This is a genomic window from Pantoea sp. UBA4549, assembly GCF_002387285.1.
Taxonomy (GTDB): domain Bacteria; phylum Pseudomonadota; class Gammaproteobacteria; order Enterobacterales; family Enterobacteriaceae; genus Pantoea; species Pantoea borealis.
In genome coordinates this window covers 151,890-169,072 of record NZ_DGLH01000018.1, presented here as the reverse complement: position 1 = coordinate 169,072, position 17,183 = coordinate 151,890, and the positions used below count along the sequence as shown (strand labels likewise).

16 protein-coding genes are annotated in these 17,183 nt (G+C 57.1%); 12 read left to right on the top strand and 4 right to left on the bottom strand.

The genetic code is table 11. The annotated features are described in order from the left end of the window. Positions 1 to 449 precede the first annotated feature (449 nt). From tamA to B3041_RS16520, 3 genes are read left to right on the top strand one after another with little or no spacing between them, the layout of a single operon-like run. Positions 450 to 2,189 (top strand): autotransporter assembly complex protein TamA, encoded by a 1,740-nt coding sequence (gene tamA, locus B3041_RS16530; RefSeq protein ID WP_065648107.1) that lies wholly within the window; start codon positions 450 to 452, stop codon positions 2,187 to 2,189. After that, on the top strand, positions 2,186 to 5,953 hold the full coding sequence (gene tamB / locus B3041_RS16525) for an autotransporter assembly complex protein TamB (RefSeq protein WP_292977305.1): 3,768 nt from the start codon (positions 2,186 to 2,188) through the stop codon (positions 5,951 to 5,953). The genes tamA and tamB overlap by 4 nt, the downstream gene beginning before the upstream one ends. Positions 5,954 to 5,955: 2 nt before the next feature. Next, positions 5,956 to 6,309 (top strand): gamma-glutamylcyclotransferase family protein, encoded by a 354-nt coding sequence (locus B3041_RS16520; protein ID WP_065648109.1) that lies wholly within the window; start codon positions 5,956 to 5,958, stop codon positions 6,307 to 6,309. 72 nt (positions 6,310 to 6,381) lie between these two features. Here the strand turns inward: B3041_RS16520 and ppa are convergent, their stop codons facing one another. Together ppa and B3041_RS16510 are read right to left on the bottom strand one after the other, a co-directional pair. Then, entirely contained in the window at positions 6,382 to 6,912 is a 531-nt protein-coding gene (ppa, locus tag B3041_RS16515; RefSeq protein WP_065648110.1) for an inorganic diphosphatase, read from the bottom strand. Positions 6,913 to 7,013: 101 nt separating this feature from the next. Beyond that, on the bottom strand, positions 7,014 to 7,463 hold the full coding sequence (locus B3041_RS16510) for a DUF441 domain-containing protein (RefSeq protein WP_292977302.1): 450 nt from the start codon (positions 7,461 to 7,463) through the stop codon (positions 7,014 to 7,016). Positions 7,464 to 7,722: 259 nt separating this feature from the next. Between B3041_RS16510 and B3041_RS16505 the strand changes: the two genes are divergently transcribed. Continuing rightward, the gene (locus B3041_RS16505) at positions 7,723 to 9,282 is read left to right on the top strand and encodes a methyl-accepting chemotaxis protein (RefSeq protein WP_292977490.1); all 1,560 of its coding nucleotides are present in this window, start codon (positions 7,723 to 7,725) and stop codon (positions 9,280 to 9,282) included. 56 nt (positions 9,283 to 9,338) lie between these two features. Here the strand turns inward: B3041_RS16505 and fbp are convergent, their stop codons facing one another. Next, a complete protein-coding gene (fbp, locus tag B3041_RS16500) occupies positions 9,339 to 10,346 on the bottom strand; it encodes a class 1 fructose-bisphosphatase (RefSeq protein ID WP_292977300.1) in 1,008 nt (335 codons plus the stop codon). Between the two features lie 168 nt (positions 10,347 to 10,514). Between fbp and mpl the strand changes: the two genes are divergently transcribed. Beyond that, the gene (mpl, locus tag B3041_RS16495; RefSeq protein WP_292977298.1) at positions 10,515 to 11,870 is read left to right on the top strand and encodes a UDP-N-acetylmuramate:L-alanyl-gamma-D-glutamyl-meso-diaminopimelate ligase; all 1,356 of its coding nucleotides are present in this window, start codon (positions 10,515 to 10,517) and stop codon (positions 11,868 to 11,870) included. Positions 11,871 to 11,925: 55 nt separating this feature from the next. Here mpl and yjgA read toward each other — a convergent pair whose 3' ends face one another. Continuing rightward, positions 11,926 to 12,468 (bottom strand): ribosome biogenesis factor YjgA, encoded by a 543-nt coding sequence (gene yjgA / locus B3041_RS16490; protein WP_065648113.1) that lies wholly within the window; start codon positions 12,466 to 12,468, stop codon positions 11,926 to 11,928. Between the two features lie 115 nt (positions 12,469 to 12,583). On the opposite strand from yjgA, the gene pmbA reads away from it, so the two are divergent. From pmbA to B3041_RS16455, 7 genes are all read left to right on the top strand, one after another. Next, on the top strand, positions 12,584 to 13,924 hold the full coding sequence (pmbA, locus tag B3041_RS16485; RefSeq protein WP_292977295.1) for a metalloprotease PmbA: 1,341 nt from the start codon (positions 12,584 to 12,586) through the stop codon (positions 13,922 to 13,924). 71 nt (positions 13,925 to 13,995) lie between these two features. Further along, positions 13,996 to 14,382, top strand: coding sequence for a cytochrome b562 (gene cybC, locus B3041_RS16480; protein ID WP_065648115.1), 387 nt, complete (start codon positions 13,996 to 13,998; stop codon positions 14,380 to 14,382). Positions 14,383 to 14,636: 254 nt separating this feature from the next. Further along, positions 14,637 to 14,966, top strand: coding sequence for a glycine dehydrogenase (locus tag B3041_RS16475; RefSeq protein WP_065648116.1), 330 nt, complete (start codon positions 14,637 to 14,639; stop codon positions 14,964 to 14,966). Positions 14,967 to 14,983: 17 nt separating this feature from the next. Continuing rightward, complete coding sequence (locus B3041_RS16470; protein ID WP_039380562.1) at positions 14,984 to 15,340, top strand: SFCGS family glycine-rich protein; 357 nt, start codon at positions 14,984 to 14,986, stop codon at positions 15,338 to 15,340. 3 nt (positions 15,341 to 15,343) lie between these two features. Further along, entirely contained in the window at positions 15,344 to 15,643 is a 300-nt protein-coding gene (locus tag B3041_RS16465; RefSeq protein ID WP_065648117.1) for a DUF4312 family protein, read from the top strand. 77 nt (positions 15,644 to 15,720) lie between these two features. Then, a complete protein-coding gene (locus B3041_RS16460) occupies positions 15,721 to 16,497 on the top strand; it encodes a DUF4311 domain-containing protein (RefSeq protein ID WP_292977290.1) in 777 nt (258 codons plus the stop codon). Positions 16,498 to 16,507: 10 nt separating this feature from the next. Next, complete coding sequence (locus tag B3041_RS16455; RefSeq protein ID WP_065648119.1) at positions 16,508 to 17,155, top strand: DUF4310 family protein; 648 nt, start codon at positions 16,508 to 16,510, stop codon at positions 17,153 to 17,155. Positions 17,156 to 17,183 lie beyond the last annotated feature (28 nt).

Here is a 17,183-nt window from a genome sequence, read left to right as displayed (position 1 = left end):
AAGGTCCGTTGAGTTAATCACTTGTCATTTTTGGCCTGGGCAGCGCGAAGAGGGGTACGTCCGGTACACACCAGTCTGACAGGGCTATCCGTGCCAAAAATGTCTGCGCCAGTTCGACAATGGAGAGTAACGTCGGGGCAGAATTGAACGCAGGCGAGGCCTGCTGGTCGGTGATTATAGCAGCAGCGCCTGTCATGCCGCCAGAGGTACGATCGGTGACATCAGATTTATCCGGCAGCAGCGCAGCGGCGCACAGAAGCACAGCATCCCGGTTGTATCACCGCCACCAATTACCGACAATAGTCACCAATTTGGCTTAGTCGTGGGTTTAACGTAGCCGTTTGCCCTAAAAGATGGCTATGCTGATGGGTAAATGGGGGAAGTGAAACCCTGCCTGACTGATTAACGCCCCTGCGGAAGGGGGGCAGGCATTAATAACAGGAGTACGCGTGCCGCGATTTCATGTTTATTGTTTGGCCAGCCTGCTGCTTGCTGCGCCTGCCGTTGAGGCAGCGAAAGTGCGACTGCAGGTAGAGGGCCTGACCGGGGATTTAGAAAAAAATGTCAGGGCGCGCCTGTCCACCATTGGCAGCGATGAAGTCTCCAGCGACGGACGCTTTCAGGCGCGGGTCTCAAATGCCATTAAAGAGGGACTGCACGCGCTCGGTTATTATGAACCGCAGATTGACTTTGAATCGCGTCCGCCCCCGCCACAGGGCGGTCGTCCGGTTCTGATTGCTCACGTCACAGCCGGCGAGCCGGTAAAAATTGGCGGCAGCACTATTGTGATCGAGGGTGAAGCGAAAGAGGATCCGGACTACCAGGCGTGGGTAAAGCAGGGCAGACCAAAAGTGGGATCGCAGCTGAACCACGGCACCTACGATAAATTCAAAAGCGGGTTCTCTAACCTGGCGCTGCGTAACGGCTATTTTGATGGCGATTTTAAAAAGAGTCAGCTTGGTGTCTCCGTTGAGCGGCGGCTGGCTTTCTGGGACATTGATTACGACAGCGGTCCGCGCTATCGCTTTGGCGACGTCAGCTTCGAAGGCTCGCAGATAGATGAGGCCTATCTCCATAATCTGGTACCGTTTAAAAAAGGCGATCCCTACAGCTCACGCGAGCTGGCTGAGTTGAACCGCCGCCTTTCTGCCACCGGCTGGTTTAACTCGGTTGTCGTGGCACCGGAGTTTGATAAAGGGCGTAAAACCAAAGTGCTGCCGCTCAGCGCCGCACTCTCGCCGCGCGTGGAAAATACCATTGAAACCGGCGTAGGCTACTCCACTGACGTCGGTCCGCGCCTGAAAGGCACCTGGCGCAAGCCCTGGGTTAACGATCGCGGCCACAGTCTTGCGGCCAGCGCCTATGTCTCTGCCCCGGAGCAGCAGCTCGATCTCAGCTATAAAGTGCCGCTGCTGAAAAGCCCGCTGGAGCAGTACTACACCTTTTCCGGCGGCCTGAAGCGCACCGATCTTAACGATACGAAATCAGATACCACAACGCTGGCCATGTCGCGTAACTGGGACAGCAGCTCCGGCTGGCAGAAAGCCGTTAACCTGCGCTGGAGCCTCGATCACTTTACCCAGGGCAACGTGACCAATACCACCATGCTGCTCTATCCGGGCGTGAGCCTGAACCGCACGCGATCGCGCGGCGGACTGATGCCCACATGGGGTGACTCACAGCGCTATTCGGTTGACGTTTCTGATACCACCTGGGGCTCCGATGTCGACTTCCTGATCCTGCAGGCGCAAAACGTCTGGATCCGCACGCTGGCGGATAAACATCGCTTTGTTGCACGCGGCAACCTGGGCTGGATTGAAACCAATAATTTTGAAAAAGTGCCGCCCGACCTGCGCTTCTTTGCCGGCGGGGATCGCAGCATCCGCGGCTATAAATACAAAAACATTTCCCCGCGCGACGAAGAGGGCAAGCTGACCGGCGCCTCGAAACTGGCCACCGGATCGCTGGAGTATCAGTACAACGTCTCCGGCAAGTGGTGGGGCGCGGTATTTATCGACTCCGGTGAAGCGGTTAATGATATTAAGCAGAGCAACTTCAAGACCGGTGCAGGCGTAGGCGTGCGCTGGTCTTCGCCGGTCGGGCCCATTAAGTTTGATATCGCCCGCCCTGTTGGCGATGACAAGGAGCACGGATTGCAATTTTATGTCGGACTGGGGCCTGAACTATGAAGCTGTGGAAAAAGGTCCTGATCGGCCTGATTATTTTTCTGGTCATCCTGCTGGGCAGCGTGGCGCTGCTGGTGGGGACCACGCCGGGTCTGCATCTGCTGCTGAAAGGTGCTGACCGCTGGGTGCCCGGCCTGTCAATTGGCAAGGTCGATGGCGGCTGGCGCAATCTGACACTCAACAACGTAAAGTATGAGATGCCGGGCGTCAGCGTGGATGCAGGGCGCTTTCATCTCGCCCTGAACCTGAACTGCCTGCTGCACTCCTCGGTCTGCGTTAACGCCCTCGCGCTGCAGGATGTCAGTGTCGTGGTCGACAGCAAAAAAATGACGCCGGCCAGTGAACCGCCGCCAGAGGAGTCGGGCAGTACGAATCTCAGTACGCCGTACCCGATTACGCTGCGTAACGTCGCGCTGCACAATATCAACGTTAAAGTTGATGATACGGCGATTTCACTGCTCGACTTCAGCACCGGCCTGCAGTGGCAGGAACGGGCGCTGACGCTCTATCCTACCCGTATCCAGAACCTGCTGATTGCGCTGCCAAAAGCGGCTCAGGTGGCGAATGAAGAGATTGTTCAGCCGAAAGTTCAGCAGCCGCAGCCGGATGAAAAACCGCTGGGCGAAACGCTGCAGGCGCTGTTTGCCAAACCGCTGCTGCCGGCGCTGCCTGACTTCCGTCTGCCGCTGGATATTACCGTTCAGTCGCTGCTCGGCGAGCAGCTGCGCATTACCGGAGATACCGATCTCACCCTCTCGCGCCTGCTGGTGAAAGCCAAAACGGCAGAGACGCATCTGCAGCTGGAAACGTTTGATATTGATTCACCGCAGGGCCAGGTCAGCGCCCGCGGTGACGCACAGCTGGCGGGCAACTGGCCGGTTAATTTCACGCTGAACGGCGCACTGAATATCGATCCGGTTAAGGGTGAAAAAGTGAAGCTGACGCTGGGCGGCGCGATGCGCGACGAGCTGCAGCTGGGGCTGAATCTCTCCGGACCGGTGCGTGCACAGCTTGCGGCGACAGCACAACCTGCCGTGGCTGAACTGCCGCTGTCGCTGACGCTGACCAGCCCGCAGCTGCGCTGGCCGCTGACCGGACCGGTGCAGTACCAGGCAGATAATTTCGATTATCAGTTTAAAGGAAAAGCCACCGACTATGTGATGTCGCTGCGTACGGCGGTAAAAGGCGAGGCGATCCCGCCGGCAACGATTACGCTGGATGGCAACGGCAACGAGCAGCAGTTTACGCTGGATAAACTGCGTGTCGCCGCGCTGCAGGGCAATATCGATCTCTCTGCGCTGGTGGACTGGCGTAAAGCGATCAGCTGGCGCAGCGAGCTGACGCTGGCCGGTATTAACACCGCGAAGCAGTATCCTGACTGGCCTGCGAAGCTGGACGGCAAAATCACCACGCGCGGCAGCCTTTACGGCGGCAGCTGGCAGCTGCGCGTACCGCAGCTGGAGCTTAACGGTAACGTGAAACAGAATGCGGTACGCGCAAAAGGCTCCCTGAGCGGTAACAGCTATAACCAGTGGAACATTCCAGGCCTGAATGTGGCGCTGGGCCGCAACTATCTGGATGTGAAAGGCGAACTGGGTGACACGCTGAATCTGGATGCGATTGTGGATGCCCCGCATCTCGACAACGCATTGCCGGGCCTCGGCGGCGTCGTCAAAGGCGCAATCAACGCGCGCGGCACGCTCCAGGCGCCGCAGCTGCTGGCCGATCTTACCGCCACTGGCCTGCGCTGGCAGCAGCTGTTAATCCGCCGCGCCACGCTGAAGAGCGACATCAAATCGGGTGAGCAGGTTGCCGGTAAGTTGCAGCTGCGCGTGGAACAGCTGCAGCAGGCGGCACTGAAAATCAACCTGCTGACGCTGAACGCTGACGGCAGTGAGAAGCAGCATCAGCTGAAGCTCAACGTTCAGGGTGAGCCGGTTTCAGGTCAGCTGGCGCTGAACGGCAGCTTTGATCGCCAGGCTGGTCGCTGGCAGGGCACGCTGAATAATACCCGGTTTGATACGCCGGTCGGGGAGTGGCGCCTGACGCGCGCTATGGCGATTGACTATCTCAACAGCAAGCAGAGCGCAACCATTGGTCCGCACTGCTGGCAGAACCCGAACGCGCAGCTCTGTGTACCGGAACCGATTGAAGCCGGCGCAAGCGGCCGGGCGCACGTTGTACTGAACCGCTTCGATCTGGCGATGGTAAAACCCTTTCTGACCGATGCCACCCGGCTCAGCGGTCTGTTCAGCGGAGATGTGCGCGTTAACTGGAGCGCGGACGGCGCGCTGCCAACCGGCACCGTGGCGCTGAAAGGCAGCGGCGTAAAAGTGGTGCAGGATGTGCAGGGCAATGCGCTGCCGATAGCGTTCGATACGCTGAACCTGAATGCGGCGCTGCGTGACGGACGCGCGCAGCTCGACTGGCTGATCCGGATTGCTAACAATGGCCAGCTGAACGGCAACGTGCAGATCAACGATCCGCAGAACCGGCGGCAGCTGTCGGGCAATATCGGCATCAGCAACATCTCTCTGGCGATGCTGAATCCGGCACTGTCGCAGGGTGAGAAGGTGCAGGGCAGGCTTAACAGCAACCTGCGGCTGGGGGGGACGCTCCAGCGGCCGCAGGTGTTTGGCCAGCTCGGCCTGAGCGATGTCAACGCTCAGGCGAGCTTCATGCCGGTGACGCTGACGTCGGCAAACCTGAACATGATATTCAACGGCATGAGCTCTACGCTGAATGGTCTGATACAGACGCAGCAGGGCAACCTGACTCTGGGCGGAAACGCTGACTGGAGCCAGCTGGATAACTGGCGTGCGCGTGTTACGGCGCAGGGCAGCCGCATTCGCGTTACGGTGCCGCCGATGGTGCGTATGGATGTCTCACCGGATCTGGTCTTTGAGGCTACCCCTGCTGCGTTCAGCCTGGACGGTAAAGTGGATGTGCCGTGGGCACGTATCACCGTGCAGGAGGTGCCGGCGAGCGCCACCGGCGTCTCATCGGATGAAGTGATGCTGGATGAGAATCTCAAGCCGATCGCGCCGAAAACGGCGGCCATCCCGATTAACAGTAATCTGGTGATCCACGTCGGCAATGATGTGCGCCTCTCGGCATTTGGCCTGAAAGCGCGGCTCAGTGGTGACCTGAAACTGGTGCAGGATAAAACCGGGCTCGGCCTTAACGGGCAGATCAATATTCCGTCTGGCCGCTTCCACGCCTATGGACAGGATCTGATTGTTCGCAAAGGTGAGCTGCAGTTTGCCGGCCCGCCGGATCAGCCGTATGTCAATCTGGAGGCGATCCGCAACCCGGATGCCACCGAAGATGATGTCACGGCGGGTCTGCGCGTCACCGGTCTGGCGGATGAGCCTAAAGTGGAGGTGTTCTCCGATCCGGCGATGTCGCAGCAGGAGGCGCTCTCTTACCTGTTACGCGGTCAGGGACTGAACAGCGACGGCGACAGTAATGCATTAACCTCTGCGCTGGTGGGTCTGGGGGTTGCACAAAGTGGGCAGGTTGTGGGTAAAATCGGTGAGACGTTTGGCGTCAGCAATCTTGCGCTTGATACCACCGGCGTAGGTGACAGCCAGCAGGTTCAGGTCAGCGGCTATGTGCTGCCGGGGCTGCAGGTGAAATATGGCGTAGGTATCTTTGACTCACTGGCAACCCTGACCCTGCGTTATCGCCTGATGCCCAAACTCTACCTGGAAGCCGTGTCTGGTCTCGATCAGGCGCTGGATTTGCTCTATCAGTTTGAGTTCTAGCAATGCGAATAATTGTCTACGGCAGTTTACGGCGCAAGCAGGGAAATAGTCACTGGATGACCAATGCGCAGTGGCTCGGTGAGCACCAGATTAAGGGGTTTGACCTCTATAATCTGGGGCTTTACCCGGGTGTGGTAGAGGGCGAAGGAATCGTCCTGGGTGAGGTATACCGCATTGATGCCAGCACGCTCGGTGAGCTGGATGCGCTGCGCTGCAAGAATGGTGAGTATAAGCGTCAGCTTATTCAGACGCCTTACGGCAGCGCCTGGCTGTACGTGTATCAGCGTTCAGTTGCGGGGCGACCGCACATTGCAAGCGGCGACTGGCTGCAACGTGATGACGCAGCAGATGCATAAATAAAAACACCGCCTTTATGGCGGTGTTTTTTTATCGGTAACGCGCATCTTTTCCGGTTTACCCGGTTAAGATTACTTCTGCTGCGCGCGTTCGAAAGAGGTGATGATTTCAGCTTTAGCCGCTTCTGCGTTATCCCAGCCGTCAACCTTCACCCATTTGCCTTTTTCCAGATCTTTGTAGTGCTCAAAGAAGTGGGTGATCTGCGCTTTCAGCAGCTCTGGCAGGTCGTTCACATCGTTGATGTGATCGTACTCTTTGCTCAGTTTGGTATGCGGTACCGCAACCAGTTTAGCATCTTCGCCAGACTCGTCGGTCATCTTCAGGACGCCAACCGGACGGCAGCGGATCACTGAACCCGGCACCAGCGGGTAAGGGGTTGGCACCAGCACGTCAACCGGGTCACCATCCAGTGACAGCGTATTGTTGATGTAGCCGTAGTTGCACGGATAGAACATGGCGGTAGACATAAAGCGGTCTACAAACAGGGCGCCAGACTCTTTATCCACTTCATATTTGATCGGATCGGCATTTGCCGGGATCTCAATAATTACATAGATATCTTCTGGCAGATCTTTACCTGCAGGCACCTGGTTCAGACTCATCGGGCTTTCCTTCATTAGTCGTATGTTGAGTGACGGCTATTATAGCCAACTGACTCTGAAAGTATGCCCCCTTTTTGGCGTTTCAGAATGCTCCAAGCCCGCTACTTCGCCGACACAAACAGCGAAACAATGCCCGCCGCAATCAGCGGTCCTACCGGCACGCCGCGAAAGAACGCCACGCCAATCACAGTGCCAATCAGCAACCCGGCGACCACCGATGGCTGAATGCTCATAAAGCTGACGCCGCGCCCGCCGAGCCAGGCGACAAACACGCCGACCAGAATCGCTACAATGGATTGCCAGCTGGCAAATGATTTCAGCAGGGCGCTTACCGGCAGGGTACCACTCGCCAGCGGCGCCATGACGGCAACGGTCAGAATGATAATCCCCATCTGAATTCCCTGCTTCTCCACGTAAGGGAAAAACTGCGCCAGCGGCGTGAGCTTGATGGCCAGCAGGATCAGGATTGAGATCGTCACGGCGCTGTTATGAACAAAATAGCTCAGTATGGCGAGGCAGATAAGAACCAGCGAGGAAGCGTAGGGGGCCATGATTTCTCCATAAATAATCAGCAGGCTGACAATGAGCCATGCAACAGTTTGTCTGCTTTCCTTTATCAACCATCAGAAAAAATGGCGCAACCGGCTTATGCATAATTATCTCTGCTGCAGTAAAGAAAATTTGCAGCACGGGTGATCATCATTCGCCTGATCGTCAGGCAGCGGTAAAGTTTCAGCACGTCACCGCCGATAATTTCTTCGTTTAGGGTCACTGGATTCTCCCTTTTTACTGCACACGGAAATTATCATGATTGCTCAGCTCTCGCTTCGCACCGCCTTACTTTCGTTGCTTATCTGCATGACACTGCTGCTGCTGGCCGTCAGCGGCATGGGCATTTACGCCATTAATGCCGGCAATCAGTCGCTTAATGCCATCAACCGCATTCAGGGAATTGAACTGAATAGCCTTTACCAGAGCAATGCCGATCTGATGCGCGCGCGCGCCGGCGCCGCGCTGGCAGTACGCAAAATTGAGATTGGCCTGCTGGATGAGGGAGCTGCAGTTACGAAGCAGGCCGCCGCAGACGTCGCCAGCTCGCAGCGGCATCTGCAGGCGTTTATTGATGCCGGTACCGTAACGGCTCACGGCAAAACGCTGGCTGAAGCGATCGCCGCCGCCTATAAAGCGTATCAGCAGGGTGCGGTCGTCCCGATGATGGCTGCGCTGGAAAAGCAGTATACCGACGAGTATTACCAGGTACTGGAAGGCAATGTATCGCAGCTCGCTGCCCGTTATGCCGGAGCGGTTAACGCATTCAGCCTCTATGCCAGTGAGGTCTCTGCCGCTCGGCTGGCGCAGGCGGCACACAATGAGTGGCAGATGAAAATGTTGATTGGCGTTGCGGTCGCACTGACCCTGCTGCTGACCGGTCTTGCCTGGCTGCTGCTGCGCCAGGCGCTGCTGCGTCCGCTGGAGAGCGCCGTCCGGCATCTGGAGCAGGTGGCTGCAGGCGATCTGTCGCAGCAGCTGCCGGCTGCCGGTCACAATGAGATTGGCCGTCTGAATCAGGCGCTGGCTGTTATGCAGCGCGCGCTGCGCCACTCGGTAAGCCAGGTGCGCGAAGCGAGCCTGCAGATTGATACCGGCAGCCGGGAGCTGGCGGCCGGTACGGTGCACCTGTCACAGCGTACCGAAGAGTCCGCCGCTTCACTGGAGCAGACGGCGGCCAGCATGGAAGAGCTTACCGCCACCGTGCGGCTCAATGCCGTTAATGCGCAGCAGGCGAATCAGCTTGCCAGCAGCGTCTCTGACACCGCCAGCCGCGGTGCTGAAGTGGTGTGCTACGTGATGGAGAAAATGCAGGAGATCACGCAGAGTTCCAATCGCATCGCGGATATCCTCAGCGTGATCGACGGCATTGCATTCCAGACTAACATTCTGGCGCTTAACGCCTCGGTGGAAGCGGCGCGTGCTGGCGAGCAGGGCCGGGGCTTTGCCGTGGTGGCCAGTGAAGTACGCACGCTGGCAGGACGCAGCGCCAGCGCGGCCAAAGAGATCCGGACGTTAATCAGCGAGTCGCAGACGCGGGTTAAAGAGGGCAGTGAAATGGCGACGCGCGCGGGGGCGACCATGGATGAGATCGCTGGCGAAGTGATACGCGTAACGGCGCTGATGAAAGAGATTTCCGGTGCGTCTGACGAGCAGAGCCGCGGTATTGAGCAGGTCAATATGGCGGTGACGCAGATGGACGAAGCGGCGCAGCAGAACGCGGCGCTGGTGGAGCAGGCGGGTGCCGCGACCCGCCTGCTGGAAGCGCAGTCGCAGCAGCTGCAGACCTCAATGGCGCAGTTCCGCATCACAGCCGCCTAAGAGAAAACAATAAAAAAACCCGCTCAGCGGCGGGTCTTTTTATTAATCAGTGCGACTCAGGCGCCGTGGTTATCCGGGTATTCGCGGATAAAGCGCTCAACATCATCAACCATCGCTTCGTTACCACAGAAGAACGGGCAACGCTGGTGCAGCGTCTCTGGCTGAAGGTCAAGAATACGGTTTTTACCGTCGCTGGCTTTACCGCCCGCCTGTTCGGCGAGAAATGCCATCGGGTTGCACTCATACAGCAGGCGCAGCTTGCCGTTAGGATGGCTGGCGGTGCTTGGATAGAGGTAAATCCCGCCTTTCAGCAGGTTACGGTGGAAGTCAGCCACCAGTGAACCGATATAGCGCGAGGTATAAGGACGATGCGTATTGATATCCTCTTCCTGGCAGAACTTCAGGTATTTCTTCACGCCCTGCGGGAAGCGAATGTAGTTACCTTCGTTAATGGAATAGGTGTAACCCTTTGCCGGGTAGGTCATGCGCTCATGACTCAGGCAGAATACGCCGAGCGACGGATCATAGGTAAAGGCGTGTACGCCGACGCCGGTGGTATAAACCATCATGGTTGAGGAACCATATACCACATAACCGGCGGCCACCTGCTGATTCCCCGGCTGCATAAAGTCCGCTTCCGTGATCGGCGTACCGGGTTCACTGATGCGGTGGTAGATAGAGAAAATGGTTCCGACAGAAACGTTTACGTCGATGTTGGATGAGCCATCCAGCGGATCCATCAGCACCACATATTTGCCATCTTCTGAACCTTCAAAAATAACAAACTCATCCTCTTCTTCCGAGGCAATACCGGCAACCACACCACGCGCTTTCAGGGCAGCTTTCAGTTTTTCATTCGCGAAGAGGTCCAGCTTCATCTGCTGTTCGCCCTGCACGTTTTCCACGCCGCTGGCACCCAGAATATCGACCAGACCCGCTTTGTTGATATCGCGGTGAATGATTTTAGCGCCCAGTTTGATGGAGGAAATCAGCGCCGTCAGTTCACCTGTGGCGTGAGGAAAGTCGTGTTGCTTCTCGACGATGAATTCGCCTAACGTTTTCATAACACATTCCCTGAATCTACGATGGAGTGGCAGCAGCTGTAACAAACTGCCAACGTATGCGTACGCAGTTTAGCCGATTGAACTTTAAAAACCATAGTCCTAATCCGTTTCTTCCCTTCAGACTCGGGGTTACACTGTGCGCCGGACTTTCAGTTAATGGATCTATTTATGCGCATTCACATCCTCGGCATTTGTGGCACTTTTATGGGCGGCCTGGCTATGCTGGCGCGTTCGCTGGGACATCAGGTAACCGGCTCGGACGCAAATGTTTACCCGCCGATGAGTACGCTGCTTGAGCAGCAAGGCATTGAATTAACTGAGGGTTATGACGCTTCGCAGCTCGACCCGGTGCCAGATATGGTGATCATCGGTAATGCCATGACGCGCGGTAATCCCTGTGTTGAAGCGGTGCTGGAGCGTAACATTCCCTACCTCTCCGGCCCTCAGTGGCTGCACGATTTTGTCCTGCGCGATCGCTGGGTGCTGGCCGTAGCCGGAACGCACGGTAAAACCACTACGGCCGGCATGGCAGCGTGGATCCTTGAGGCGTGTGGCCTGGAGCCAGGCTTTATTATTGGTGGGGTGCCGGGTAACTTCGACGTATCGGCAAAATTAGGAAAAAGTCCATTCTTTGTCATTGAAGCGGATGAATATGACAGCGCCTTCTTCGATAAGCGCTCCAAGTTTGTACACTACTGCCCGCGTACGCTGATCCTCAATAACCTTGAGTTTGATCATGCAGACATTTTCGACGACCTGCGCGCTATCCAGAAGCAGTTCCATCACCTGATTCGCATCATACCCGGCCAGGGCAAAATCCTGCTGCCGGAACACGATCATAATCTGAAGCAGGTCATGGCCATGGGCTGCTGGAGCGAGCAGGAGACAACAGGCGAACAGGGTCACTGGCAGGCAAAAAAGCTGACGCCGGACGCTGCCCGCTGGGAAGTCTGGCTGGAAGGGGAAAAGGTGGCAGAGGTGAACTGGGGGCTGGTCGGCGAACACAACATGCATAACGGCCTGATGGCGATTGCTGCCGCGCGTCATGTGGGCGTGAAACCGGCGGATGCGGGCGAAGCGCTCAGCAGCTTTATCAACGCGCGCCGCCGCCTGGAGCTGCGCGGTGAGGTCAACGGCATCAAGGTCTATGACGATTTTGCTCACCATCCCACGGCCATACACGCCACGCTGGCCGCGCTGCGCAGTAAAGTGGGCGGCAGGGCACGTATCCTCGCGGTACTGGAGCCTCGCTCTAACACCATGAAAATGGGCGTCAGTAAAAACGATCTGGCACCGTCGCTGGGCCGGGCAGATAAGGTCTTTCTGTTGCAGCCGCATCATATTCCGTGGCAGGTCTCCGATGTGGCAGACGCCTGTATTCCGCCTGCGCAGTGGAGCGCAGACGTCGATACGCTGACGGAGATGATTGCGAAAGAGGCGCAGCAAGGCGACTCAATTCTGGTGATGAGTAACGGTGGTTTTGGCGGGATCCATCAAAAACTGCTGGAGAGACTGGGACGCTAAGACCGTGGCGTCCTGCAGGACGCCTCCGGAGAGAGTGCGGCCGGCAGGCCGCCTCTTACGCTTCTGCCAGCTCGCGCAGATACTGGAAGATCTGCCGGGCTGCTTTTGGCGTTTTATTCGCCGCTTTCTCTTTCTGCGCGTTGCGGATCATGCTACGCAGCTGCTGCCGATCGGCCTGCGGATAGAGCGTGATCACCTCGGTCATCGCGTCGTCACCCTGATCGATCAGACGATCGCGCAGATGCTCCAGCTTGTGGAACAGCGCCACCTGCTGATTGTGCCGGTTTTTCAGCTTATCCAGCGCCTGACGGATCGGATCTTCATCGCGCTGGCGCAGCATTTTACCAATCAGCTGCAGCTGGCGACGGCGACCCTCTTTCTTAATACGCTGCGCCAGCTCAATCGCATTGCGCAGATCCTCATCGAGCGGGATCTTATCCAGGGAGTTTTTCCCCAGATCAACCAGCTCGGCACCGAGGCGTTTTAACTCTTCGGCGTCACGTTTAATTTCACTTTTGCTGACCCAGATAATCTCTTCGTCTTCTTCTTCCTGATTATCCGGTACATCATCGAGCCAGTCTTCGGGCTGCCTGGTCATCTCTTGGCTCCTTAAAAAAAGAGGCTAATCCTACCAGTTTATCGGGCGACTGCGAAATTGTTCTCTGAGTCTGATAGACTCAACAGATTCATACTTAAGATTAGACGGCAGGTCGATGAACGTATCTACTCAGGTTGCAGAACAACGTAAAGCGCTGGAACAGGCTGTCGCCCAGGCGCTGGAACTCGCTAAAGCTCACACCGATGGTGCTGAAGTGGCGGTGACAAAAACCACCGGTATCGGCGTTAGCACGCGCTATGGCGAAGTGGAAAACGTCGAATTCAACAGCGACGGTGCGCTTGGTATCACCGTCTATCATCAGAACCGCAAAGGCAGCGCCTCATCGACCGATCTCAGTCCTGATGCCATTAAAAGCACCGTGCAGGCAGCGATCGATATTGCGCGCTACACCTCACCCGATCCTTACGCTGCACCGGCAGAGCGTGAACTGCTGGCATTTGATGCGCCCGATCTTGATCTCTACCATCCGTGGGAGATCGATGCCGATCGCGCCATTGAGCTGGCTGCGTGTGCCGAACAGGCGTCGCTGCAGGCGGATAAGCGCATCACCAATACGGAAGGTGGCAGCTTTAACAGCCACGTTGGCATCAAAGTGTTTGGCAACAGCCACGGTATGCTGCAGAGCTACTGCTCCAGCCGCCACTCGCTGTCGAGCTGTGTGATTGCTGAGCAGGATGGCGATATGGAGCGTGATTACGCCTACACCATCGGCCGCTCGATAGACGATCTGCAGAGCGCAGAGTGGGTCGGTAACGAGTGCGCCCGCCGCGTACTGGCTCGCCTTGCACCACGCAAGCTGCCGACCATGAAAGCGCCGGTGCTGTTTGCACCTGAGGTCGCCACCGGCTTGTTTGGTCACCTGGTAGGCATGATCAGCGGCAGCAGCGTCTACCGCAAATCCACGTTTCTGCTCGACTCGCTGGGTCAGCAAATTTTGCCATCCTGGCTGACGATTCAGGAGCAGCCGCATCTGCTGAAAGGGCTCGCCTCAACGCCGTTTGACAGTGAAGGCGTGCGCACCGAAGCGCGCGATATTGTCAAAGAGGGTGTGCTGCAGAACTGGCTGCTGACCAGCTATTCAGCGCGCAAGCTTGGCCTGCAGAGCACCGGTCACGCGGGCGGCATCCATAACTGGCGTATCGCCGGTCAGGGCCACAGCTTTGATGACCTCGTCAAACAGATGGGACGCGGCCTGATTGTGACTGAACTGATGGGGCAGAGCGTCAGCGCCATGACCGGCGACTACTCGCGCGGCGCGGCGGGCTTCTGGGTTGAAAACGGCGAAATTCAGTATCCTGTGAGCGAAGTCACAATTGCAGGAAACCTTAAAGAGATGTGGCGCAATATGGTTACGGTCGGTAACGACATTGAAACCCGCAGCAATATACAATGCGGATCGGTGCTGCTACCGGAGATGAAAATCGCCGGACAATAACGACATCGCTTCCAGAAAGCAGCCGGCAAGGCTGCTTTTTTTTGCCTGAGAATAATTAAAAGGAACACATCATGCGTAAGCATTTGATTGCAATGTTGTCTCTGTCGTTACTGTTCTCCTCTGCCAGCGTGCTGGCGGCAGATCTTGAGCAGGATATGGATACGCTGAAAGCGAACCTGAGCGTAGTGAAGAAAACGGATGATGCGCAGGAGATGCATACTGCGCTCGGGAAAATGCGCCAGGCTGCGCAGGACGCCAAAAAGTCCACGCCAGATAAGCTGGAAGGGCAGCCAGCGGACAGTGCACAGATCAAAGATTATCATGCCGGTCTCGACACACTGATTGCGCAGATTGATGTGATCGACAAGCTCGCTCAGGCCAGCAAGCTGGATGAGGCAAAAGCCGAAGCGAAAAAACTGGAAGAGATCCGCAACGCCAACCATAAGAAATTCCGCTAATACGCCGGGCCAGACCCTGTGCTGGCCCGCTTCGCTGCCTTTCACGTACACATTTCTCCGTAAACAGCCGCTTTTTCCTCACGCCTGATGCACACCGCTCGCTGACATGCGCGATATGTGCTGTCTGCGATCTCACGCACCGCGCGTTGCCGCATTTCCGCTTCAGGGTGGAAAAAGTGCGTCTCCACACGGCCGGGCGGAACGCGTAGTTTGTTTTTCAACGCGAATTATCTGCCGTAAACAGGAGTAGAAGGGTGAGGAGTGATGCTGTCCCGCTGAACGCGGAAACCGTTCAGGCGCTGGCGGATCGCATATTAGGTCAAATCGCGATCCTCTATACCGCGCACCAGATTAGTCCCACACCGGTGCAGCAGCAGATGCTGAATTCGCACGTTCAGGCGATGGCCAGCCGTTCGCTAAGCGGCGAGGCGCTGCCGGAGGTAGAAGCGGAGCTGTTTGATGATATTCCGCCTGACAGCCTGCAGCTGGCGCAACAGATTGTCGATCTGTTCGGCAACCTGCCGGTGGAAGAAGCCTGGCTGCTGTCGGTGCATATTGAAGTCGCGAAAAGTAACGACGCATAAACAGAGAGGAAGTGAACATGGTGACAGTAGTGATTGGCGATCGTCTGGGTAAAGGTCAGAAAGTGGCTGCCGGAATTGAAAAAGCGGGCGGACGTGCGGTGGTGGTGCCGGGCGTGGCAGCCGATATGAAGCTGGGTGATGTGATGAAAGCGGAAAACGCTGACTTCGGCATCTCTTTCTGCGGCAGCGGTGGCGCCGGTGCCATTACCGCGCAGAACAAATATGGCTATCGGGCAAAACATGGTATGCGCTCGGTGGATGAGGGCGTAACGGCAATCAATGAAGGGGCGACCGTGCTGGGCTTTGGTTTTATGGACAAAGAGGAGCTGGGCGAACGGCTGGTACAGGCCTGGAACAAGAAGCACGGCAGCTGACGTATGAAACAGCACTATGAGACGCAGGTTATCGTGCAGGGAAAAGGCGATACCAAAGCAAAAGCCTTTGCCGATGCGCTCAGCAGCGTGCAGCAGCAGGTATTGCGCAACAGCCAGAAACTGCTGCTGCGCATTGAGCCGCTGGATGTGCGGGTGCTGCATGCCAGGGTGCGCACCCGGCGGGAAAAATTTCTGTTTTTTTTCCTGGCGCGCGAGCGGCATCACTACAGCGTTGAACTGGAAATCAGCGTCAGCGTCACCGTTATCGATATGGACAGCGTGACATTTACGGCGACACCCTGACCGCACGGGTCTGAGCGTTATCCCGCCAGGGAAGCAGGCTGGCCCGGTGCAACAATGACAATAAAGGGTACAACACTATGTTTCTCATCATTTTGTTTAAGTCGTTAATTATCGGCGGGCTGGTCGGCGTCGGCGTGGGAGCCGGCGCGGCGCGCATGTTCCACGCGCCGGTCACGCAGGGCATGGGCGCGTTTCGTACCCTGGGCGAGCTTAACTCGTGCGAAGGCGATCCCGCTTCCCACTTCTCTTTTGGTCTCGGCTTCTTTTTCAACGCCTGGGCCTCTTCGGTGGCCGCTGGCTCCTTCACGCAGGATGTGGATCACCGCATTCTGCCGAACTGGGGCGCTGCGGCGCTGATGGTAAAAAACCGCAACGTAGCAGAGACGCTGCATAACCCGAAACGCATGGCGATAGCCTGCGGCATCATCGGCATGATCGTCGTGTCCTTTCTGAACAGCACCGCCTCAGCCGTACCGGCTGCATTGCAGGTGACGGCAGTTAAAGTGCTGGTACCGGCAGCTAACCTGCTGGTTAACACCGTCATGCCGGTGATTTTCTGGCTGGCAGCCATCGATGCCGGCAGGAAGTCGGGCTTCTGGGCCACGATCTTTGGCGGCCTGGCGCAGCTGATTATGGGTAACGCCGTGCCGGGGCTGGTGCTGGGGATCCTGATCGGGAAAGGGGTAGAGGAGAGCGGCTGGAACCGGGTGACGAAAGTCATGATGGCGGCCATTGTACTGCTGTTTGTGCTGAGCGGTTTCTTCCGCGGGTTTGATATGAAACTGCTGCAATCGTTCCAGCTCGGCGTTCCAGGCTGGCTTGACATGATCCACAACAGCCTGAGCGGCAAATAAGGAGCCATCCATGAACGAACATGAAAACCGCGGCTTCTGGTATGCCGACTGGTCCTTCCCGATTTTTGTTGGTCTGCTCTCATCCGGCGTATTTGCCGGTACGCATATGTACTACCTCTACGGTATCGGCGCCTTTAACGAAGTGGCATTTGTCTCGATGTTGCGGGCCGGCATGGAAACCGGCGTGTATGGTGCGGTCGCCGCGTTTGGTGCCAGCTTTCTGTTTGCCCGCATCATTGAAGGCTCGCTGGTTGGTATTCTGGACATCGGCGGGGCGATTCAGACCGGCGTCGGGCTGGGTGTACCGGCACTGCTGCTGGGTGCCGGTATTGTGTTTCCAGTGGCGAACTTTGCAGCTTCGCTGGTAACGGGTCTGGTGATTGGGGTGGCGATTGGTTACGTCATTATTCTGGCGCGTAAATTCACCATCAACCAGAGCGACTCCACCTACGGCGCCGATGTCATGATGGGTGCAGGCAACGCCTCCGGGCGCTTTCTTGGTCCGCTGATTATCCTGTCAGCGATGGCCGCTTCCATTCCGATTGGCCTGGGTTCGCTGGCGGGTGCTCTGCTGTTCTATCTGTGGAACAAGCCGATTACCGGCGGCGCGATCCTTGGCGCCATGATACTGGGCGCAATGTTCCCGATTTCGCTGTAACAGGGCGGGCGCCATGAATGGCGCCCCT

What these genes read in the sequence shown, in the direction of transcription:
- tamB (WP_292977305.1), top strand. Translation starts at nt 2,186, where the DNA reads ATGAAGCTGTGGAAAAAGGTCCTGATCGGCCTGATTATTTTTCTGGTC.
- B3041_RS16520 (WP_065648109.1), top strand. Translation starts at nt 5,956, where the DNA reads ATGCGAATAATTGTCTACGGCAGTTTACGGCGCAAGCAGGGAAATAGT.
- ppa (WP_065648110.1), bottom strand. Translation starts at nt 6,912, where the DNA reads ATGAGTCTGAACCAGGTGCCTGCAGGTAAAGATCTGCCAGAAGATATC.
- B3041_RS16510 (WP_292977302.1), bottom strand. Translation starts at nt 7,463, where the DNA reads ATGGCCCCCTACGCTTCCTCGCTGGTTCTTATCTGCCTCGCCATACTG.
- fbp (WP_292977300.1), bottom strand. Translation starts at nt 10,346, where the DNA reads ATGAAAACGTTAGGCGAATTCATCGTCGAGAAGCAACACGACTTTCCT.
- mpl (WP_292977298.1), top strand. Translation starts at nt 10,515, where the DNA reads ATGCGCATTCACATCCTCGGCATTTGTGGCACTTTTATGGGCGGCCTG.
- yjgA (WP_065648113.1), bottom strand. Translation starts at nt 12,468, where the DNA reads ATGACCAGGCAGCCCGAAGACTGGCTCGATGATGTACCGGATAATCAG.
- pmbA (WP_292977295.1), top strand. Translation starts at nt 12,584, where the DNA reads ATGAACGTATCTACTCAGGTTGCAGAACAACGTAAAGCGCTGGAACAG.
- cybC (WP_065648115.1), top strand. Translation starts at nt 13,996, where the DNA reads ATGCGTAAGCATTTGATTGCAATGTTGTCTCTGTCGTTACTGTTCTCC.
- B3041_RS16470 (WP_039380562.1), top strand. Translation starts at nt 14,984, where the DNA reads ATGGTGACAGTAGTGATTGGCGATCGTCTGGGTAAAGGTCAGAAAGTG.
- B3041_RS16465 (WP_065648117.1), top strand. Translation starts at nt 15,344, where the DNA reads ATGAAACAGCACTATGAGACGCAGGTTATCGTGCAGGGAAAAGGCGAT.
- B3041_RS16460 (WP_292977290.1), top strand. Translation starts at nt 15,721, where the DNA reads ATGTTTCTCATCATTTTGTTTAAGTCGTTAATTATCGGCGGGCTGGTC.
- B3041_RS16455 (WP_065648119.1), top strand. Translation starts at nt 16,508, where the DNA reads ATGAACGAACATGAAAACCGCGGCTTCTGGTATGCCGACTGGTCCTTC.